The sequence below is a fragment of the Parahoeflea olei genome, assembly GCF_001703635.1.
In the GTDB taxonomy this organism is placed as follows: domain Bacteria; phylum Pseudomonadota; class Alphaproteobacteria; order Rhizobiales; family Rhizobiaceae; genus Hoeflea; species Hoeflea olei.
This window is the reverse complement of the sequence record NZ_LQZT01000001.1, coordinates 299,382-317,907: the sequence shown is the minus strand read 5'-3', so window position 1 is coordinate 317,907 and position 18,526 is coordinate 299,382. Positions and strand designations below refer to the sequence as shown.

Below are 18,526 nucleotides of genomic sequence, written 5' to 3'. Positions count from 1 at the left end.
CAGCTTGATTTCCGAATGCGCGACGCGCCGGGCTATTGCCTGGCGCGCGGCCAGGCGTAGTTGTCCGCGCGGTTTTCCGGCGCTTCGGGCAGCATGCCGTCGACCACCAGCCTGTCGCGCGGCGAGCGCACCATGCTCGCGCTGCCGGGCATTCCGTCGAGAAGCGCAGAGCCGCCGTCGAGCTCCGGATCTGTCATCGCCACCGGCATGGTGCGCATGACCGCGGCGGGCGTATCCGTGGGGGCCGGCGGCATGAAGATTTCGGGCATGTCATCGGTCGAGAACGCGGCGCTGCCGGTGGCGGCGGCGTCGCCGAGCAGCCGGCGCGCGGATTTTTCGGCGTAGAACGCGATCTTGCGGCGACCGGCGCTGGTCACATTGATGCCGTCCGAGCCACGAAGCCGCACCTGCTGGCCATTGATGTCCGAGCCGGTGAAGATGAACTTGCCTTCTTCGTCGACAAAGCCGTCCCAGATGTCGATGAACTCGCCGCCGGCCTGTTCCACCAGTTTGCGGTGCACGCCGTTGAGGGCCACCATGTCGGTGGTCATGGAGGGCGACTTGAAGGCCGGCAGGCCGACCCACAACAACGGCGTCTTGCGCGCGCGCAGCACCGAAATGAAACGGTCCGTGCGGCGCTCGTATTCCGCCATCCAGGCGGGAGAGCGGACCTGCTCGCGGCTGCCGTTGACACTGAGTTGCTGGCGGTCGTTGGAGCCGATCTGCACCACGATGATGGCGGGGTCCACCTCGTCGATGATCGCGGGCGCTTCGGCGATCCAGTCGTAGTAATCGTCGCGCACCAGGCCCGAGGAGCCGTTGGAACGGTCTATCACCACCACGCCGGGCGCCTTGGCGAAGGCCTCGGTCAGGCCGTCGGCGGCGCCGTTGGCGAGAAAATCGCCGAGCACGAGGATCTTTCGGGCATTTTCAAGTTTCTCGACGGCCGGTTCCGGCTCCGGGGCCGGCGCGGAGACCACGCTGCGGGAGGGTTTCTGGACGCGGCTGGTGCGGCTCGAAGGCGGGGCGGGTTCCGGTTTCCGGCTTTCCCCGCCACCGAACAGAAGCTGCAGCAGCGATTTCCGCTCAACCCGTTCCTGGGCCGCGGCCGGTTGCACCGCGGCCGAAACCGCCAGCCCGCCGATCGAGGCGATCAGCAGGACTGCGATGAGGCGCAGACGAGACAAACGAACAGGCACGAGGGGCAATCTCCATTCGGGCTTGCGGCCGGCCGGGATCCGTCGTCTGCCTGAGGCTCAGTGACGGCGGATCGCGTCCAGTATCTTCTGCGACGGAAGGGGCTCGCCGGTCAAGCCGCTGCGCGACTGGAAGGCAGCGATCGCGGCCCGCGAACCCGATCCGAAATTGCCGTCGATCTCTCCGTCATAATAGCCGAGCCGCTTGAGGTGCGTTTGCAGCTCGAACTTCTCCTTGACGTCGAGCATGCCGGCCGGGCGCGGCCAGCGCTGGTCGACGCCGCCGTAGCCGGCGATCTCGTCGGCCAGCACGCCCACGCCCAGCGCATAGGAATCGGAGGCGTTGTAGCGCTTGATGACGAAGAAGTTCTTCGTCATCAGGAAGGCCGGACCGCCGGCGCCGCCGGGCATCTTCAGCTCTGCGCGGCGGCTGCCGTCGGGAAAGCCCTTGCCGCTCGGTCGGCTGAAACCGAGCGCTGCCCATTGCGACAGGGTCTTGGTCTGGCCTTCGTATTTGGCGCCGCCACGCGGGGCGACCGCCTCGTAGCCCCAGGTCTCGCCGGTGCGCCAGCCGTTCTTCTTCAACAGGTTGGCAGCCGTTGCCAGCGCATCCGGAATCGAATTCCAGATGTCGCGGTGGCCATTGCCGTCGGCATCCACCGCAAAGGCCAGGTAGCTCGTGGGGATGAACTGGGTGTGGCCCATCGCGCCGGCCCAGGAGCCGGTCATCTCGTGGGCGGCAATGTCGCCCGCCTGCAGGATCTTCAAGGCCGCGATGAGCTGCTGGCGGGCGAATTTCGAGCGCTTCTTGTCGGCATAGGCCAGCGTGGCGAGCGCCTGCGGCACGTAATGCAGCCGGTCGTTCTTGGACAGGATCTCGCCGTAGTTGGATTCCATCGACCAGATGGCAAGCAGGATGTTGCGGTCCACGCCGAAATGCTTCTCGATCGCCGCAAGCGTCCTGCCGTGACGGGAGGCCATCTCCCGCCCCTTGGCGATGGTGTAGGGGTTGACACGGGAATCCAGATAGTCCCAAACCTTGGTGGTGAATTCCGGCTGGTACCGCGCTTTTTCGAGCACGTCATGGTCCGGCGCGGTCACGCCTCGGAAGGCCTGTTCATAGGTCGCGCGGGTGATGCCGGCTTTGGCGGCGGTGGCATAGAAGCCCGAGATCCATTGTTGAAACGCCGCATCGGCATGGGCCGGGAGTGGGGCCGACAGTCCGGCGATGAGGCACAGAGCTGCGGCGCGGACGATTTTGCTGGGTGTTCGGATCATGTTCCAAGCATCCTGTTTTCGGGGCTGTGATAGGTGACTGATCGGGTATCCTATCCGTGAGCCGTCAACAAAACGTTTACCATATTCACCCCGCCGGCGCTGTGTTTGCCTTCGACGAACCGACGCTATGTATTGCTATCAGCAGCCGGGATGTGCCGGACGTCATCATTTACGAGAAATGAGGAAAAGACATGACACTTACGCGCAAGATCAGAAAAGCAGTTCTTCCGGTTGCGGGGCTCGGCACCCGCTTCCTGCCCGCCACCAAGGCGGTGCCGAAGGAAATGCTGACTGTGGTCGACAAGCCGGTGGTCCAGTATGTGGTCGAGGAGGCGATCGCCGCAGGGATCGAGCATTTCGTGTTCGTCACCGGGCGCAACAAGGGTGTCATCGAGGATCACTTCGACATCCAGACCGAGCTTGAGGCCACGCTCAGGGAACGCGGCAAGACCGCCGAGCTTGCCTCGCTCGAAGAGATGCTGCCCAAGGCCGGCGCCACCAGCTTCACCCGCCAGCAGGCGCCGCTGGGCCTGGGCCATGCCGTGTGGTGCGCGCGCGACATCGTCGGCGACGAGCCGTTCGCGCTGCTGCTGCCGGACATGGTGATGCGCGGCGAGAATGGCGGCTGCCTGTCGGGCATGGTCGAGCTGTACGAAAAGGTCGGCGGCAACATCGTGGCCGTGGCCGAATGCGACCCGGAGCTTGCGCACAAATACGGCATCGTCGGCAAGGGCGAGGACCTCGACGGCGGTTTCCGCATCACCGAAATGGTCGAGAAACCCGCCAAGGGCACGGCGCCCTCGAATTTCTACATCAACGGCCGCTACATCCTGCAGCCGGAAATCTTCGACATCCTCGCCCGGCAGGAACGCGGTGCCGGCAACGAGATCCAGGTCACCGACGCCATGCTCAAGCTTGCCGATCAGCAGCCGTTCTCGGCCTATCCGTTCCGCGGCGAGACCTATGACTGCGGCTCGAAAGACGGCTTCATCCTGGCCAATGTCGCCTATGCGCTCGATCGCGCCGACATCAGGCCGCTGGTGGCCGACAGCCTGAAAAAGATGATCGCGGGCGCCTGAACCGGCTCACTGGCGCGTCCCTTATGCGTCCGGCCGGACGGCGGCGGCCTACCGCCGGAGCTTGAGCCCGAGCGCGACGCGGGCGGTCTTTTCGTCGGTAACGCCCGGCTCCCGGGTGCGGGTGTAGCTCGCATCCGCCTCCAGGTCGAGGTAGCGGTTGATGCTCCAGACGAGTCCGGTCGACACGCCGTAGCTCTTCTGGTCGGCGCGGCCGCTGGCCTGATCGTAGTCGCGCAGTCCCGCGGTCGCACCCAGCCGCGCCACCACCGAGGAGTGGATCTGCTGGGTCAGCGTCGTGTTGAAGCCGTAGACGACCGAGCCGGACTGGCCCGCGGCCGTGGCCGATTCCAGCCTCGTGGTCAGGCCGGCGCTCAGATCCGTGCCGCGCCGGGGCGACCAGGCGAGTGACCCGTCGAGCGTCAGGCCGCTCAGGTCCTCGAGGCTCGAGTCGTCGATGTCGCGCAGCACATAGCCCGCGGCAAGCTCGCCCCTGAGCTTCTCGCCCATGTCGAATTCGGCGCCGGCGCGCACGCCATAAGTGATCGACGAGCGTTCGGCGCCGGTGTTGTCGATGCGCTGGTCATATTTCTCGCGGCCGACGGAGGCTTCCAGGAACGGGATCAGGGCCGGCGAGAGGGCATAGCCCACCCGCGCGGTCAGTTCCGCGCCGAGCGTGTCGCGGTCATCGACGCTGATGGGCGCGCCGCTCGCGGAGGTGGCGTCGCCATAGAGCCTGCGGGTGACCTCGAACGTGGTCGTGCCGCGCAACAGGCCGAGATCCTTGCGAAGCCCGACACTGGAACGGAACTCGTGGATGCCCGATTGCGCGGTCGCCCCGGCGATGGCGTTCGGGTCGGTCCGGCTTTCCTCGGAATAGGAATAGCCCGCCCCGAGCGTCGCGGTCACGTCGTTGACGAGGTCGAGGTCGAGCCGGGCGTCGATATTCGCCCTCGGCTCTTCCGTTCCTGTGCCGGACAGGTTCTTCTGGAAGCTGGCGGCGCCGTCGACGGTGAGCTGGTGCCGCGACCAGTCCGATTGCAACGTGCCCGATACGGTGGTCTCGCTGTAGACCCGGCTGGTCTTCGAGCTGCCATAGTCGACCGATTCGTGCACCACCCGCTCGCCAATCGTCGGCCGCAGCGTGAGCGTGCCCAGCATGAAACCGGGGACCGTGTCGGCGCCGGTCGACGGGATCCGTCTCAGCCCGTCGACGGTTCCGGTGCGCTCGTTCTGGCGGCCCAGGCTTTCGGCATAGTCCCGGTCGGCCTGGCTGAGGTCGGAGACGGGGCCGATCGATCCGGTCTGGTCGCCGGCTGTTGTCGGCTCGGTCGCGATGGTCCGCGCGGATGCGCCGGAGCTTGCCGCGGCCGCGGCCGGGTCCCGGGGTATGGGGCTCGGGCGTGTGGCGGGCGCGGGCAGCGCGCCATAGAGTGTCGCGGCCGCGCGGGAGGCGGCATCGGAAGGCTGCGACGTCGTGCCGCGCAACGCGTAGGCGCCTGTGTCTGTGTCTGTGTCTGTGTCGGGGGCGGACTGCGCCCAGGCCGCCGGACTGCACGCGAACACGCCGAGCGCAAGCGCACCGGCACGCAGGCCTGCGCGACGCGCCGATGTCGGAGCAGTGGTATCTTGCTTGCGCATAGCGTGTTCGGGTCCGCAGCCAGCCATATCTTTGCAAACCGTAAACACTTGTGGTTAACGCAAGGTTTCGAACGGACGCTTTGCCGCAAGCATGACGAGGTTGATTTACACGGGCGCGGCAAAGCGATATTCCGGCGCGATGAAGAAGATCATCCCAGGTTACCCGGCCGACGAGATGCGGCTTTCCGCGCGTCGTACAATCCTGACCGAGCGCGGCGGGCTCGATGCCCTCGCCGAAGCGCTCGACAATGGCCTCGCAGACCCGTTCGTGCGCGCCGTCGAGGCGCTCGGCGGCATCACCGGGCGGGTGATCGTCACCGGTGTCGGCAAGAGTGGCCATATCGGCGCCAAGATCGCCGCCACGCTCGCCTCCACCGGCACGCCGTCGCATTTCGTGCATCCTGCCGAAGCCAATCACGGCGATCTCGGGATGATCGCCCGCGACGACGCGATCATCGTTCTCTCCTGGTCGGGCGAAAGCGCGGAGCTCAAGGGCATCGTCGCCTATTCCAGGCGGTTCCAGATCCCGCTGATCGCCTTTACCGCGGGCGCGCATTCGGCGCTCGCCCGCGAGGCCGACATCGTCATGCTGTTGCCGCGCGAACAGGAAGCCTGCCCGCACGGGCTCGCGCCCACCACCTCGACGCTGATGCAGCTCGCGCTCGGCGATGCGCTCGCGGTCGCGCTGCTCGAGGCCAAGGGGTTTACGGCAGGCGATTTCCACACCTTCCATCCCGGCGGCCAGCTCGGTGCCAATCTGGCGCATGTGGCCGATGTGATGCACAGCGGCGAGTCGGTGCCGCTGGTGCCTTCGGGCACGCCCGCACAGGATGCCATCATGACGCTGTCGCAGCGCAAGTTCGGCTGTGTCGGGGTCACGGGCGCTGACGGGCGGCTGATCGGTATCGTGACCGATGGCGACGTGGCGCGCAATCTGGGGCGCAACCTGGTCGAGCTGCCGATCGATGCGATCATGACGAGCCAACCCAAGACCGTCGCGCCGACCGCGCTTGCGAGCACGGCGATGGCGATCCTGAACAAGAATGCCATCGGCGCGCTGATCGTCACCGATCAGGACCGCCTGCCGGTCGGCATCGTCCATTTCCACGATCTTCTGCGGATCGGCGTCGCCTGAAAGCCGCGTCCCGCGTCAGGCGCCGGTCAGGTTGCGGGTTCCACCGTCAGGCAGCCGGCCTGGGCCATGACGATGCGCACCCGGGCGCCCGCCGGCATTTCCGGTCCCTGAACGATCCAGGTGGTGTCGTCGAGCCGGACCCGGCCCTTGCCGTCGCGGATCGGCTCCTCAAGCGTTGCCGTGCGGCCGACCAGGCCTTCGACGCGGCGGTTGAGCATCGGCTGGTCGGAGCGGGCATTGGCGGCGGTGATGCGCCGGCCGACCACCGCGAAGACCAGCGAGAGAACCGCAAACACCAGCATCTGCAATTGCCAGCTCCACAGGTCCGCGCCCCAGAGCAGGAATGACAGTGCGCCCACGACGATGGCGGCAAGCCCGATCCAGAGCAGGAACACGCCTGGAACCAGGATCTCGAGCCCCAGGAAGACGAGGCCGACGATCCACCAGGACCAGGGACCGAGTTCACTCAGAACCTGCGCGATCATGCCTCGGGTTCCCTGCCGGGTCCGGAGATGCCGGGCGTGGAGGGCCGCGGCGCGCGTGCCTGCCGGGCAGGGGCGGGCTGCGCGCCATCCCGGCCGAAGACCTCGCGGGCGATCTCGCCGATGCCGCCGAGCGAGCCGATCAGCGCCGAGGCTTCGAGCGGCATCAGGATGACCTTCTGGTTGTTGGCGGTGGCGATCTTGCCGAGCGCTTCGGTGTATTTCTGCGCCACGAAATAGTTGACCGCGGCGGGGTCGCCTTCGGAGATGGCAGTCGACATCATCTGCGTGGCCTTGGCCTCGGCTTCGGCCAGTCGCTCGCGCGCCTCGGCGTCACGGAAGGCGGCATCGCGGCGGCCTTCGGCCTCGAGGATGGCGGACTGCTTGGCGCCCTCCGCGCGCAGGATCTGGGCGTTGCGGAAACCTTCGGCCTCCAGCACTTCGGCGCGTTTCTCGCGCTCGGCCTTCATCTGCCGGCCCATGGCCTCGACCAGGTCCACCGGCGGCGCGATGTCCTTGATCTCGACACGGGTGATCTTGATGCCCCAGGGAGCAGCGGCCTGGTCGACCACCCGGAGCAGCCGGTCATTGATGGCATCGCGGTTGGAAAGGAGCTCGTCGAGATCCATCGAGCCCATCACCGAGCGGATATTGGTCATGGTCAGGTTGATGAGCGCCAGCTCGAGATTGGCAACCTGGTAGGCGGCCTCGGCCGGGTTGAGCACCTGGTAGAACGAGACCGCGTCGGACGAGACCGAGGCATTGTCCCGGGTGATGACCTCCTGGGTGGGGATATCGAGCACCTGTTCCATGATGTTGATCTTGCGGCCGATGCGGTCGATGAACGGCACAAGAAGGTTGAGGCCGGGCGTCAGCGTGCGGGTGTAGCGGCCGAAGCGTTCGACCGTATAGGCATAGCCCTGCGGCACCGTCTTGACCGCCGAAAACAGAACAAGAAGCGCGATGACGACGATCACGCCAACCGTGATGTCCAGTCCCAGTCCCAACATGCCATGACCTCCCGGGTCCGCCGACCGTCACGCTTGCGGCGGGAACGGGTCTGGCTGATGATGCAAAACATGCCGGCGCGCAGCTTTTGCTGCGATGCCGGCCTTGGTCCTCATAGAGGTAATCCGTCCGACCGGGCGTTGCAATATTTGCGCGGCCGCAACGGGGTTCAGATCCAGCCCTGCAACTCGCGGCGCACGACGGATTCGATCACGCGCATGCCCTCGGCACTGTCGTTGAGGCAGGGAATATGGGTGAAATGCTCGCCGCCGTTCTCATGGAACAGTTCGCCCGCCTCGCCCGCGATTTCCTCGAGCGTTTCCAGGCAGTCGGACACGAAGCCCGGATTGATCACCGCGATGCGCTTCACGCCGTCCTGCGCGAGCTTCTCGACGGTCTTGTCGGTATAGGGCTGAAGCCATTCCTCGGGGCCGAAGCGCGACTGGAAGGTCGGCATCAGCTTCTCCTTGGACCAGCCCAGGCGTTCGCGCACCAGCCGTGCGGTCTTGAGGCACTGGCAGTGATAGGGATCGCCCTTGAGGAAGTAGGATTGCGGAATGCCGTGGAACGAGGTGAGCACGATCTCCGGCTCCCAGTCGAGGCTTGCGAGATGGGTCTCGATCGAATTGGCGATGGCGTCGATATAGACCGGGTCGTCGTGATAGGGCGGGACGGTGCGGATCGCCGGCTGCCAGCGCATGTCCATCATCGCCTGGAAGGCCTTGTCGTTGACGGTGGCCGTCGTCGCCGCGGCATATTGCGGATAGAGCGGGAACAGCAGGATGCGGTCGCAGCCCGCGTCTTTCAGCGCCTGCATCCGGTCGGGGATCGAGGGCTGGCCGTAGCGCATCGCCCAGTCGACCATCACCGCGGGATGGGCGGACAGGCTCCCGCCCAGCTGCTGCGCCTGATTGCGGGTATAGGTCCTGAGAAAGCTCTCGCCGAGTTCGTGGTTCCAGATCTCCTCATAGGCCTTGCCCACGCGCTTGGGCCGGGTGTTGAGGACGATGCCGAACAGGATCGGGTACCACAGCGCCCGCGGCCACTCGATCACGCGCTTGTCGGTCAGGAATTCCTTGAGATAGCGGCGCATCGACTTGTAGTCGGTGCCGTCCGGCGTGCCCAGATTGACGAGCAGGACCCCGACTTTCTGGATCTTCACCGGTGCATGGTCGGGCGGAAGCTCGCCCACGGCGCGGGACGCCTCGTCATATTGGATCACACGGGTATTCAAGGTGGCGTCCATTTCATGTGCTTTGCGGATCAAGGTCGATGTTGCTGGGGAACATAGTGACATAACCCGACAAATCAATCATCTGCCAGGCCTGTCCGCGTGAATCTGCAAACAGCAAAAAAGGGCCCGGCGAACCGGACCCTTTGGCGAAGGACGATGCGACCGGCTTACTTGGCCGGAATGGTCAGGGTCTGGCCGATCTCCATATTGTTGGGGGAGATCGACGGATTGGCGTCCGCGATCTTTTTCCACATTTCGGGATCGCCGTAATAGGTCGCGGCCAGGTCCCAAAGGGTGTCTCCGGCTGCGATCACATGGTGCTTGGCGTCCATCGCCGCGTCGGCAGCCGGAGCGGTTTCCGCCGCGGGTGCAGCTTCTGCCGCGGGTGCAGCTTCCGCCGCCGGAGCGGCTTCTGCCGCGGGTGCAGTTTCTGCCGCGGGAGCGGGAGCCGCTTCTGCCGCGGGTGTCGCTTCTGCTGCCGGAGCGGTTTCCGGCGTGGGCGCCGCTTCTGCCGCAGGCGCCGTTTCGGTCGCCGGGGCAGCTTCCGCCGCGGGTTCAGCGGCCGGCGCCGCTTCTTCGGCCGGAGCGGCTTCTTCCGCCGCCGCCGGTTCGGTGGTCGCGGCCGTCACGGCGGCAACGCGGCCGTCGGTGTAAGGCGTGTAGGGCGCGTTCTTTTCCAGATAGTCGGCCACCACCTGCTCGAGGCCGGGGCCGAAGTCGTAGGCGTTCATGCCGGCCGACTTGAACACCGCATAGCCGTCGCCGCCGCCGCGCATGTAGTTGTTGGTGGCGACCATGTAGGTGGCGTCCGGATCGATCGGCTCGAAGCCGTCGCCCTTCTTGACCTCGACCGACTTGATGCGCGAACCGGCCGGGGCGTCCTTGTCGAAGGTGTAGCGCAGGCCCGAGACCTGGGCAAAGCGGCCGGCGCCTTCCTCGATCTGGCTGGCGCCGTTCTCCAGCGCGGCGACCACGTCGGAGCCCTTGAGTTCGAAGGTTGCCAGCGTGTTCTGGAACGGCAGCACCGAGAGCACTTCGCCCATGGTGATCTCGCCCTGGTCGATGGAGGCGCGCAGGCCGCCGCCGTTCTGGATGGCGATGGTCACGCCCTGGTCCTTGACCCGGTCGACCATGGCGTCGGTGACCAGGTTGCCCATCGAGCATTCGGTGGAGCGGCAGGTCTCGCGCGAGCCGTCGATTCCCTCGGTGGTTTCCGACACCTTCCGGGTCTTCAGCTCCTCGATCGGCGCGGCGAGTTCCTTGATGCGCGCGAGCACGGTCTCGTCCGGCTTGACCGAACTGTCGAGATAGATCGGATCGCCCTTGGCTTCCTTGACCACGCCGTTGTCATCGAAGGTCACGGTGAATTCGCCGAGATATTTCGAATAGGAGGCCGCCTGGGTGACCGGGACCTGATAGCCTTCGGGGTTGTCGATCATGGTCGGATAGGGCCCTTCGGCCTTTTCGTCGGTGTTCGACAGCAGCGAGTGCGAATGGCCGCCGACCACCACGTCGACGCCGGGGATCTTGGCGATCATTTCCTTGTCGCGCGGGTAGCCCACATGGGTCAGCGCGATGATCTTGTTGACGCCTTCGGCTTTCAGCTTCTCGACCTCGGCGGTGATCGTCTGGATGTCGTCGGCGATCAGGATGTTGGGGCCGGGGGAGGAGATGTCGGGGGTGTCGTTGGTCACGGCGCCGACGATGCCGATCTTCTCGCCGCCGACTTCGATCACGATCGAGGGCTTGATCATGTCCCCGACCTTGGAGGAGGCGCCGGGCGCGACATTGGCCGAGAGCACCGGAAACTCGATCTTTTCGAGGAACGGCACCAGCGCCTCTTCGCCGTCATCGAATTCGTGGTTGCCCACGGTCATGGCGTCGAACTTCATCAGGTTGAGGAATTCGGCTTCGACCGTGCCCTTGTAGGTGGTGTAGAACAGCGAGCCCTGGAAATTGTCGCCGCCGTTCAGCAGCAGCAGGTTGCCGCCGTCATGGGCCTTGCGGCGTTCGGCGACCGCCGTCACCAGCCGCGCTGCGCCGCCGATGCACTTGTCCTCTGCCTCTTCCTCGGCAGAGCAGGTGGATTCGTATTTGTTGTTGGATTCAATGCGGCTGTGCCAGTCATTGATGTGCAAAATCGTCAAGGTGTAATCGGCGAAGGCCGCGCCCGAGCTCAAGCCCAGGATCGACGCCGACAAAAGCGCGCGTTTGATGAGTTTGGTCATGGTTGGTTCCCTGTTCTAATGCCCGCTGCCTGATATCGGTCCGTGTGTCCGGGCCTGTCGGCAAGCTTGAGGCGATGTTTTCATCATCGGGCCGGAACATCAAGAGCCAAGCTCGGCCGCATCGCGATGCCGCAGCCGGCACGGCGGGGGCAAGGGTTTCGCCGTGCGGCCACGGTCCGGCGCCGCTTCGCCGGGTTCGACGCAAATGGAATGGTCCGGTGCGGTCAGGCCGTGTAGTCGCGCTCGTCGGCGATCACCTTGCCGTCATTGGCAAGGCTGCCGGCGGCCGCGATTTCGACCGTCCCCCTGAGCTTGGTAACCGCGGCAAGTGTCGCTTCGATGACAGCGGTGTCGGGCGTGGCGCCACTGGCGGGCTCGACCTTAAGCGTCATGGCATCGGCGTCGCCCGCACGCGCCACCACCAGCCGGGCGCGGGCGATCTCCGGATGCGCCTTGACGATCTCGGCGATCTGCCTGGGGTCGACAAACATGCCCTTGACCTTGGTGCGCTGGTCGGCGCGGCCCATCCAGCCGGAAATCCGCATGTTTGTGCGCCCGCAGGGCGATGTCCCGGGCAGGATTGCCGAGAGATCGCCGGTGCCGAAGCGGATCAGCGGATAGGCGGGGTTCAGGCTGGTGACGACGAGTTCTCCGACTTCGCCGTCGGGCAGCGGGTCGCCGGTGCCGGGGCGGACGATCTCGACGATCATCTCCTCGTTGACGATCATGCCGGGATGCGGCGCGCCTTCGGCATCGGCGCTCTCATAGGCGATCACGCCGAGATCGGCGGTGGCATAGCACTGCAGCACGGATATGCCGCGCCCGGCGTAATAGGTCCGGAGCGAGGGAAACAGCGCGCCGCCGGAGACCAGCGCACGCTTGATGGAGCCGAGATCGCGGCCGAGTTCGTCGGCCTTCTCGAGGATCACCTTGAGGTAGTCGGGTGTGCCCGCATAGCCGGTCGGCTTGAGCCGTGCCGCGGCATCGACCTGAGCCTCGGTGTTGCCGGGGCCAGCGGGGAATACGAGGCAGCCGAGCGCGCGCGCGCCTTCGTCGAGGATGAAGCCGCCGGGCGTCATGTGATAGGCGAGGCAATTGTGCAGGATGTCGCCGGTGCGGAAGCCGGCCGCGAACAGCGCCCTTGCGGCAGCCCAGGGATCAGCGCCGAGCCCCTGCGGCTCCCACACCGGGCCGGGCGACAGGAACACGCGGTTGCCCTTGAGTGCCTCGGGATCGGCAAGCCCGCCGAAGGGCGGGTTCTCCGCCTGCATTTCCATGAGGTCGGGCTTGCGCAGCACCGGCAGTTTCGCCAGCGCCGCCCGGTCGGCAAGCTGTGCCGGATCGGGATGGCCGAGCCAGGCGTCGAGCGCGGGCAGCCGCTTCAGGCTGCGCGCGAGCAGCGCCCGGAGGCCTTCGAAAGTCTCACGTTCCCGGGCGTCGGGCGCCCGGGTCTCGCGGTCGTCGAAATATGCGGTCATCCTCCCGGGCTCCCCTCCCGTTCGCGGTGCCTCAGATGCGGCGCGCCAAGGTGAATTGCGAGCCGGTCGAGGAGGTGCAGTTGAGCTGCGAGGGGGTCGCCAGCGCGCAGTTGACGCGCGAGGTGGTCTGCCGCAGCAGCGAGGTCAGCTCGATTTCCACCATCTGGTTGTTGACGTAGCGGTAGGACCCTTCGGCGAGCAGCGAGTTGGTGTCCGTGGTGCGGGTTTCGAAGCGGCCGGCATTGAAGCTGGAGATGATGCCGTTCGGATCGACCCACTGGCCGTCGATGCCCTGCGGCTGCGCGGAGGGCATCGGTCGCGGCGTGTAGGATGCGGACTGGCAGGCGGCCAGCAGGCCGGCAAGGGCGCCGATGGCGAGAAGGCGGTGGATGGTCATGGCGCGTGTGCTCCCTTGAGCCGTCATGGAAATGATTCCTAGGGTGAAACAATGCAGCGCGCCCGGCCTGAAAGCAAGGCTTGCAACCGCCGCGGCGGCATCGGGCCGCGGCGGCGGTCTTGCATCAGCGGGCCGTCAGCGCACCAGCACGTTGCGGAACTGCCAGGGATCGCTCTCGTCGAGGTCTTCCGGGAACAGGCCCGGCCGGCCGGTGAGCGGGGTCCAGTCGGTGTAATGGCCTTCGACCGGTCCGAGATAGGGCATCTGCACCTCGAGGCAGCGCTTGTAGTCGATCTCGTCGGCTTCGACGATGCCGGCGTCGGGGTTTTCGAGCGCCCAGACCATGCCGGCCAGCACCGCGGAGGTCACCTGCAGGCCGGTCGCGTTCTGGTAGGGCGCGATGCGGCGGGTTTCCTCAAGCGACAGCCGCGAGCCGTACCAGTAGGCGTTCTTGTCGTGGCCGTAGAGCAGCACGCCGAGTTCGTCGAGCCCCTCGACCAGCTCGTTCTCGTCGAGCACATGCAGCACCGGCTGCGCGTTACCGCCATTGCCGAACATCTCGTGCAGCGACAGCACCGCGTCATTGGCGGGATGATAGGCATAGTGGCAGGTCGGCCGGTAGGTCACGTCTCCGTCCTTGTCGCGGACGGTGAAATAGTCGGCGATCGAGATCGACTCGTTGTGGGTGACGAGGAAGCCGTATTGCGGTCCGGGCGTCGGGCACCAAGTGCGCACGCGTGTGTTGGCGCCGGGCTGCTCGAGATAGATCGCGGCCTTGCAGCCCTTCTTGTGCTTCTTGGCGTTCTTGGGCATCCACTTCTCGTGCGTGCCCCAGCCGAGTTCGGCGGGCTGCAGGCCTTCCGAGATGAAGCCTTCCACCGACCAGGTGTTCCAGAACACGTTGAGCGGCTTGGGGGTCTTGGTCAGCTGCGTGTCGCGCTCGGCGATATGCACGCCCTTGACGCCAACCTTTTTCATCAGCTTCGCCCAGCCTTCGCGGTCGTGCTGGTCGGGCTCCTCGAACTTCAGCCCCATGTCGGTGGCGAGATTGACCAGTGCCTGCTTGACGAACCAGGAGACCATGCCGGGATTGGCGCCGCAGGTGGAAACGGCGGTGGTGCCGCCGGGATGCTTCTTCTTCTCGTGACGCACGGTCTCGCGCAGCGCATAGTTGGTGCGCTCGGAGTTCTTCATGTCCTTGTCGAAATAGAAGCCGAGCCAGGGCTCGACCACGGTGTCGATATAGAGCACGTCGAGCTTGCGGCACAGCTTGATCAGGTCGAGCGAGCCAGTGTCGACCGAGAGATTGACGCAGAAGCCCTGGCCTTCGCCCTCGGTCAGCAGCGGCTTGAGCAACTGCTTGTAATTGTCCTTGGTGACATGGGCCTTGATGTGCCGCACGCCGTGCTTTTCGAGGATCGCCATGTCGTCGGCGTCATCGCGCGGGTCGATGACGACCATGCGGCTCTTGTCGAATTTGAAGTGGCGCTCGATCAGTGGCAGGGTGCCGCGGCCGATCGATCCGAACCCGATCATGACGATCGGACCCTTGATCTCGGCATAGACCGGATAATCCTCTTGGGCCATGTCATTTGCTCCATTTAGCGGGCCGCCACCATCCGTGCCGGTCAGCGGCGGCGTAAATCACACTTCGCTGTTACAATAAAGCGAAAAGGGGCCGGATCATGACTCCATGGCTTCGAGCTCGTCGATCAGGCCTTCGATCATCGACAGGCCCTGGTTCCAGAATTCCGGGTCGGAGGCGTCGAGGCCGAAGGGGGCGAGAAGCTCGCTGTGGTGCTTGGTGCCGCCGGCCTTGAGCATGTCGAAATAGCGCTCGCGGAACCCTTCCGGGCTGTTCTGGTAGACCGAGTAGAGCGAGTTCACCAGGCAATCGCCGAAGGCATAGGCGTAGACATAGAACGGCGAATGGATGAAGTGCGGGATATAGGCCCAGAAGGTCTCGTAGCCGTCTGACAGCGCCACTGCCGGCCCCAGGCTTTCCGACTGCACGTCGAGCCACAATTCGCCGAGCTGGTCCGAGGTCAGCTCGCCCTCGCGGCGGGCGGTGTGCACCCGGCGCTCGAACTCGTAGAACGCGATCTGCCGCACCACGGTGTTGATCATGTCCTCCACCTTCTGCGCGAGCATCGCCTTGCGCTCGCGGCGGTCGGTGGTGCGGTCGAGCAGCGCGCGGAAGGTCAGCATCTCGCCGAACACGGACGCCGTTTCAGCCAGCGTCAGCGGGGTCGAGGACATCAGCGCCCCTTGCGCGCCGGCGAGCACCTGGTGCACGCCGTGGCCGAGTTCGTGGGCAAGCGTCATCACGTCGCGCGGTTTGCCGAGATAGTTGACCAGCACATAAGGGTGCACCGAGGGCACGGTGGGATGGGCGAAGGCGCCCGACATCTTGCCCGGGCGGCTCGGCGCGTCGATCCAGCGACGGTCGAAGAAGCGGCCGGCGATCTCGGCCATTTCCGGCGCGAAGCCGTGATAGGCCGAGAGCACCGTGGTCTTCGCCTCGTTCCAGGGGATCACCGCCGAGGGCGTTTCCGGCAGCGGCGCGTTGCGGTCCCAGAATTCGAGCTTGTCGAGGCCGAGCCAGCGCGCCTTCATGGCGTAATAGCGGTGCGACAGCCGCGGGCAGGCCTCGCGCACCGCCTGCGCCAGCGCGTCGACCACCGGCCGCTCCACCCGGTTGGCGAGGTGGCGGCTGTCGGCAATGTCCTCGAAGCCGCGCCAGCGGTCGGAGATTTCCTTGTCCTTGGCCAGCGTGTTGGTGATCAGCGTGAAGGTGCGCAGGTTCTGCCGGAACGTTTCGGCGAGCGCCAGGCCCGCCTTCTTGCGCACCGCGCCGTCCGCGTCCTGCAGCATCGAGAGCGTCACTTCGAGCGCATGGCTCTCGCCGTCGATCACGAATTCGAGGCCGCCCATGGTCTCGTCGAACAGCCGGTTCCAGGCGGCATGCCCGGTCATCGACTTCTCGTGGAACAGCTGCTCGATGCGATCGTCGAGCTGGTAGGGCCGGTCGAGCCTCAGATCATGGATCCAGGGCGTGTAATGCGCCGCCCGCGGATCGCGCGTGAGGCTGTCCTCGATCACCGCGTCGTCGATGCGGTTCAGTTCGAGCGCGAAGAACAACAGATGCGCGCTGGTATCTGTCATCGCGCTCTGAACGTCGCCGTAGAACTTGGCGAGCTTGGGGTCGGAGGTGTCGCTGAAATAGGCAAGCCCCGCATAGGAGATGATCCGGCCCATCAGATCCTCGAGCGTTTCATAGGCCTCGATCGCCGCGCCCAGGCCGTCGTCGCCCGTGCTCCTGGCCGCCTCTTCGAGCCGGCCCTTCCAGCGCTGTTCGAAGGCTTCGGCTCGGGCTCTCGCCTCGGCGAGATCGGCCTTGAATTCCGGCGCGTCGGGGGCCGCGTAGAGGTCGCCGAGATTCCAGGCGGGCAGATCGCCCAGGGCGGTTTCGGTCCCCTGCGGCGCAACGGCGGCACGCACCGGCGCGGTGTCCAGAATCGATTTCGGCATGGTGGCACTCGCTTTCACTCGGGTGGTCTGAACGGCGTCTCTGAAACGGCATCACGGTTTTACTGGCAGCGACGATTAAAATGCAAACATTTCTCGAAATGCGATTTTCAGCCTTTGCTGGCAGTGTCGGGCCTTCGAAAAAAGCCTGTCCGCAGACCCGATAGTGAGGAACCAAGCTCGTGTCCAACCGAATCCTGATTGTCGATGACGACCCGGTGCAACGTCGCCTTCTCAAGGCCGCAGCAGAACGCGCGGGTTACGTGACCGAAATGTTCCAGGAGGGACGGTCCGCGCTCGCCAGACTGTGCGATGCGCCCGATACGGTGGATGCCGTGGTGCTCGACCTGATGATGCCGGAAATGGACGGGCTCGAGCTGCTTGCGCAGATGCGCGAGCGCGGGATGACGATTCCCGTTGTGGTACAGACCGGGCAGGGCGGCATCGAGACCGTGGTCAAGGCGATGCGCGCCGGCGCGTTCGATTTCGTGGTCAAGCCTGTCTCGCCCGAGCGTCTTGCGCTGTCGCTGTCGAACGCGCTCAAGACGTCCCAGTCCGGCGCGGCGCCGAAGCTTGCGCGCAAGGGGGCGGGCTTTAAGGATATCGTGGCCGCGAGCCCGGCGATGGAGCGGGTGCTTTCGCTCGGCTATCGCGCTGCCGCCTCGACCATTCCGGTGGTGCTCGAAGGCGAGTCCGGCGTCGGCAAGGAGATGATCGCGCAGGCGATCCAGGCCGAGAGCAGCCGCCGCGGCAAACCCTTCGTCACGGTCAATTGCGGTGCCATTCCGGAAAACCTGGTCGAGAGCATCCTGTTCGGGCACGAGAAGGGCGCCTTTACCGGTGCGGCCGATCGTCACCCCGGCAAGTTCTGCGAGGCCGATGGCGGCACGCTGTTCCTCGACGAGATCGGGGATCTGGCGCCGGAGATCCAGGTCAAGCTTCTGCGCGCCGTGCAGTTCGGCGAAATCGAGACCGTCGGCGCGCGCGTTGCCAAGAAGGTCGATGTGCGGCTGATTTCGGCCACCAACAAGGATCTCATCGCCGAGGTGAAGGCCGGCCGCTTCCGCGAGGATCTGTATTACCGGCTCAACGTGTTTCCGATCCATGTGCCGGCGCTGCGCAAGCGCAAGGAAGATATCCCGCAGCTGGTGCGTCATTTCACGCAGCACTTTGCCGAGGCGCTCGGCAAGCCGCGCATCCGCACGATCGCACCCGACGCCATGGCGCTTCTGACGGCGCATGACTGGCCGGGCAATATCCGCGAGCTCGAAAACGCGGTGCATCGCGCCATCGTGCTGTGCGATGGCGACACGGTGACGAGCGCGCTGTTCCCGCAGATCGCCGCGCAGATGCCGGGCTACAGCCTCGATTCCCGCAACGAGACGGATGGCGCGACAAGCCTGCCCGACCTGCCGCCCGCGGCCCCCGGGCTGATGGCGTCGGAGCCGGCCGTCGAACTCGACGTCTCGAGCCTGCGCGAAGATCCGGCGCCGCCGGCCGGCCACAGCCTGCCCGCCGTCAACGCGGTCACGCGCGACGGCGAGGTGCGGCCGCTCTCGGAAGTCGAGGAAGAGCTGATCCGGTTCGCCCTGTCGTTCTACCGGGGCCAGATGAGCGAGGTCGCCCGCCGTCTCGGCATCGGCCGCTCGACGCTCTACCGCAAACTGAAGGATTATTCGATCGATCCGGACAATCCGCGGCGGGAGGCGGCCTGAGAGGCTCCCACCCGCACTTGAAAAAAGTGCCGCCGGGTTGATCTGCTTCATTCCTTGTTAAGTGGTTGTTCACTATAAAAGGGGGTGAGTGGTGCGACCTGGCGGCTATTGCCATCGTGTCACCGCATTT

14 protein-coding genes are annotated in these 18,526 nt (G+C 65.7%); 3 read left to right on the top strand and 11 right to left on the bottom strand.

Features of this window, described 5'->3' with window-relative positions; translation table 11 throughout:
• Positions 1-32 precede the first annotated feature (32 nt).
• Complete coding sequence (locus AWJ14_RS01515; RefSeq protein WP_139112492.1) at positions 33-1,199, bottom strand: SGNH/GDSL hydrolase family protein; 1,167 nt, start codon at positions 1,197-1,199, stop codon at positions 33-35.
• 57 nt (positions 1,200-1,256) lie between these two features.
• Positions 1,257-2,474, bottom strand: coding sequence for a lytic murein transglycosylase (locus tag AWJ14_RS01510; protein WP_066173935.1), 1,218 nt, complete (start codon positions 2,472-2,474; stop codon positions 1,257-1,259).
• Between the two features lie 191 nt (positions 2,475-2,665).
• Between AWJ14_RS01510 and galU the strand changes: the two genes are divergently transcribed.
• Positions 2,666-3,553 carry a UTP--glucose-1-phosphate uridylyltransferase GalU gene (galU, locus tag AWJ14_RS01505; RefSeq protein WP_066173932.1) on the top strand — a complete coding sequence of 296 codons (888 nt, stop codon included), beginning with the start codon at positions 2,666-2,668 and terminating at the stop codon, positions 3,551-3,553.
• 48 nt (positions 3,554-3,601) lie between these two features.
• Here the strand turns inward: galU and AWJ14_RS01500 are convergent, their stop codons facing one another.
• On the bottom strand, positions 3,602-5,038 hold the full coding sequence (locus AWJ14_RS01500; RefSeq protein ID WP_171904798.1) for an outer membrane beta-barrel protein: 1,437 nt from the start codon (positions 5,036-5,038) through the stop codon (positions 3,602-3,604).
• A 292-nt stretch (positions 5,039-5,330) separates the two neighbouring features.
• On the opposite strand from AWJ14_RS01500, the gene AWJ14_RS01495 reads away from it, so the two are divergent.
• Complete coding sequence (locus tag AWJ14_RS01495) at positions 5,331-6,326, top strand: KpsF/GutQ family sugar-phosphate isomerase (RefSeq protein ID WP_066174782.1); 996 nt, start codon at positions 5,331-5,333, stop codon at positions 6,324-6,326.
• A gap of 26 nt (positions 6,327-6,352) precedes the next feature.
• On the opposite strand, the gene AWJ14_RS01490 is transcribed toward AWJ14_RS01495, so the two are convergent.
• From AWJ14_RS01490 to AWJ14_RS01455, 8 genes are all read right to left on the bottom strand, one after another.
• Positions 6,353-6,811, bottom strand: a complete 459-nt coding sequence (locus AWJ14_RS01490; RefSeq protein ID WP_066173929.1) for an NfeD family protein — start codon at positions 6,809-6,811, stop codon at positions 6,353-6,355.
• Entirely contained in the window at positions 6,808-7,818 is a 1,011-nt protein-coding gene (locus AWJ14_RS01485; protein ID WP_425349601.1) for an SPFH domain-containing protein, read from the bottom strand. The genes AWJ14_RS01490 and AWJ14_RS01485 overlap by 4 nt, the downstream gene beginning before the upstream one ends.
• A 167-nt stretch (positions 7,819-7,985) precedes the next feature.
• Entirely contained in the window at positions 7,986-9,062 is a 1,077-nt protein-coding gene (hemH, locus tag AWJ14_RS01480; protein WP_083219946.1) for a ferrochelatase, read from the bottom strand.
• A 155-nt stretch (positions 9,063-9,217) separates the two neighbouring features.
• Positions 9,218-11,278, bottom strand: a complete 2,061-nt coding sequence (locus tag AWJ14_RS01475) for a 5'-nucleotidase C-terminal domain-containing protein (protein ID WP_066173927.1) — start codon at positions 11,276-11,278, stop codon at positions 9,218-9,220.
• A 224-nt stretch (positions 11,279-11,502) separates the two neighbouring features.
• Entirely contained in the window at positions 11,503-12,756 is a 1,254-nt protein-coding gene (locus AWJ14_RS01470) for a phenylacetate--CoA ligase family protein (RefSeq protein WP_066173925.1), read from the bottom strand.
• 31 nt (positions 12,757-12,787) lie between these two features.
• On the bottom strand, positions 12,788-13,153 hold the full coding sequence (omp10, locus tag AWJ14_RS01465; protein ID WP_066173922.1) for an outer membrane lipoprotein Omp10: 366 nt from the start codon (positions 13,151-13,153) through the stop codon (positions 12,788-12,790).
• 135 nt (positions 13,154-13,288) lie between these two features.
• Positions 13,289-14,740, bottom strand: coding sequence for a homospermidine synthase (locus AWJ14_RS01460; RefSeq protein ID WP_066173919.1), 1,452 nt, complete (start codon positions 14,738-14,740; stop codon positions 13,289-13,291).
• 96 nt (positions 14,741-14,836) lie between these two features.
• The gene (locus AWJ14_RS01455; RefSeq protein ID WP_066173916.1) at positions 14,837-16,684 is read right to left on the bottom strand and encodes a M3 family oligoendopeptidase; all 1,848 of its coding nucleotides are present in this window, start codon (positions 16,682-16,684) and stop codon (positions 14,837-14,839) included.
• A 179-nt stretch (positions 16,685-16,863) separates the two neighbouring features.
• On the opposite strand from AWJ14_RS01455, the gene AWJ14_RS01450 reads away from it, so the two are divergent.
• Positions 16,864-18,396 (top strand): sigma-54-dependent transcriptional regulator, encoded by a 1,533-nt coding sequence (locus AWJ14_RS01450; protein ID WP_066173915.1) that lies wholly within the window; start codon positions 16,864-16,866, stop codon positions 18,394-18,396.
• Positions 18,397-18,526: the final 130 nt, after the last annotated feature.

What these genes read in the sequence shown, in the direction of transcription:
- AWJ14_RS01510 (WP_066173935.1), bottom strand. Translation starts at nt 2,474, where the DNA reads ATGATCCGAACACCCAGCAAAATCGTCCGCGCCGCAGCTCTGTGCCTC.
- AWJ14_RS01470 (WP_066173925.1), bottom strand. Translation starts at nt 12,756, where the DNA reads ATGACCGCATATTTCGACGACCGCGAGACCCGGGCGCCCGACGCCCGG.
- AWJ14_RS01460 (WP_066173919.1), bottom strand. Translation starts at nt 14,740, where the DNA reads ATGGCCCAAGAGGATTATCCGGTCTATGCCGAGATCAAGGGTCCGATC.
- AWJ14_RS01475 (WP_066173927.1), bottom strand. Translation starts at nt 11,278, where the DNA reads ATGACCAAACTCATCAAACGCGCGCTTTTGTCGGCGTCGATCCTGGGC.
- AWJ14_RS01485 (WP_425349601.1), bottom strand. Translation starts at nt 7,818, where the DNA reads ATGTTGGGACTGGGACTGGACATCACGGTTGGCGTGATCGTCGTCATC.
- AWJ14_RS01455 (WP_066173916.1), bottom strand. Translation starts at nt 16,684, where the DNA reads ATGCCGAAATCGATTCTGGACACCGCGCCGGTGCGTGCCGCCGTTGCG.
- AWJ14_RS01495 (WP_066174782.1), top strand. Translation starts at nt 5,331, where the DNA reads ATGAAGAAGATCATCCCAGGTTACCCGGCCGACGAGATGCGGCTTTCC.
- hemH (WP_083219946.1), bottom strand. Translation starts at nt 9,062, where the DNA reads ATGGACGCCACCTTGAATACCCGTGTGATCCAATATGACGAGGCGTCC.
- omp10 (WP_066173922.1), bottom strand. Translation starts at nt 13,153, where the DNA reads ATGACCATCCACCGCCTTCTCGCCATCGGCGCCCTTGCCGGCCTGCTG.
- galU (WP_066173932.1), top strand. Translation starts at nt 2,666, where the DNA reads ATGACACTTACGCGCAAGATCAGAAAAGCAGTTCTTCCGGTTGCGGGG.
- AWJ14_RS01490 (WP_066173929.1), bottom strand. Translation starts at nt 6,811, where the DNA reads ATGATCGCGCAGGTTCTGAGTGAACTCGGTCCCTGGTCCTGGTGGATC.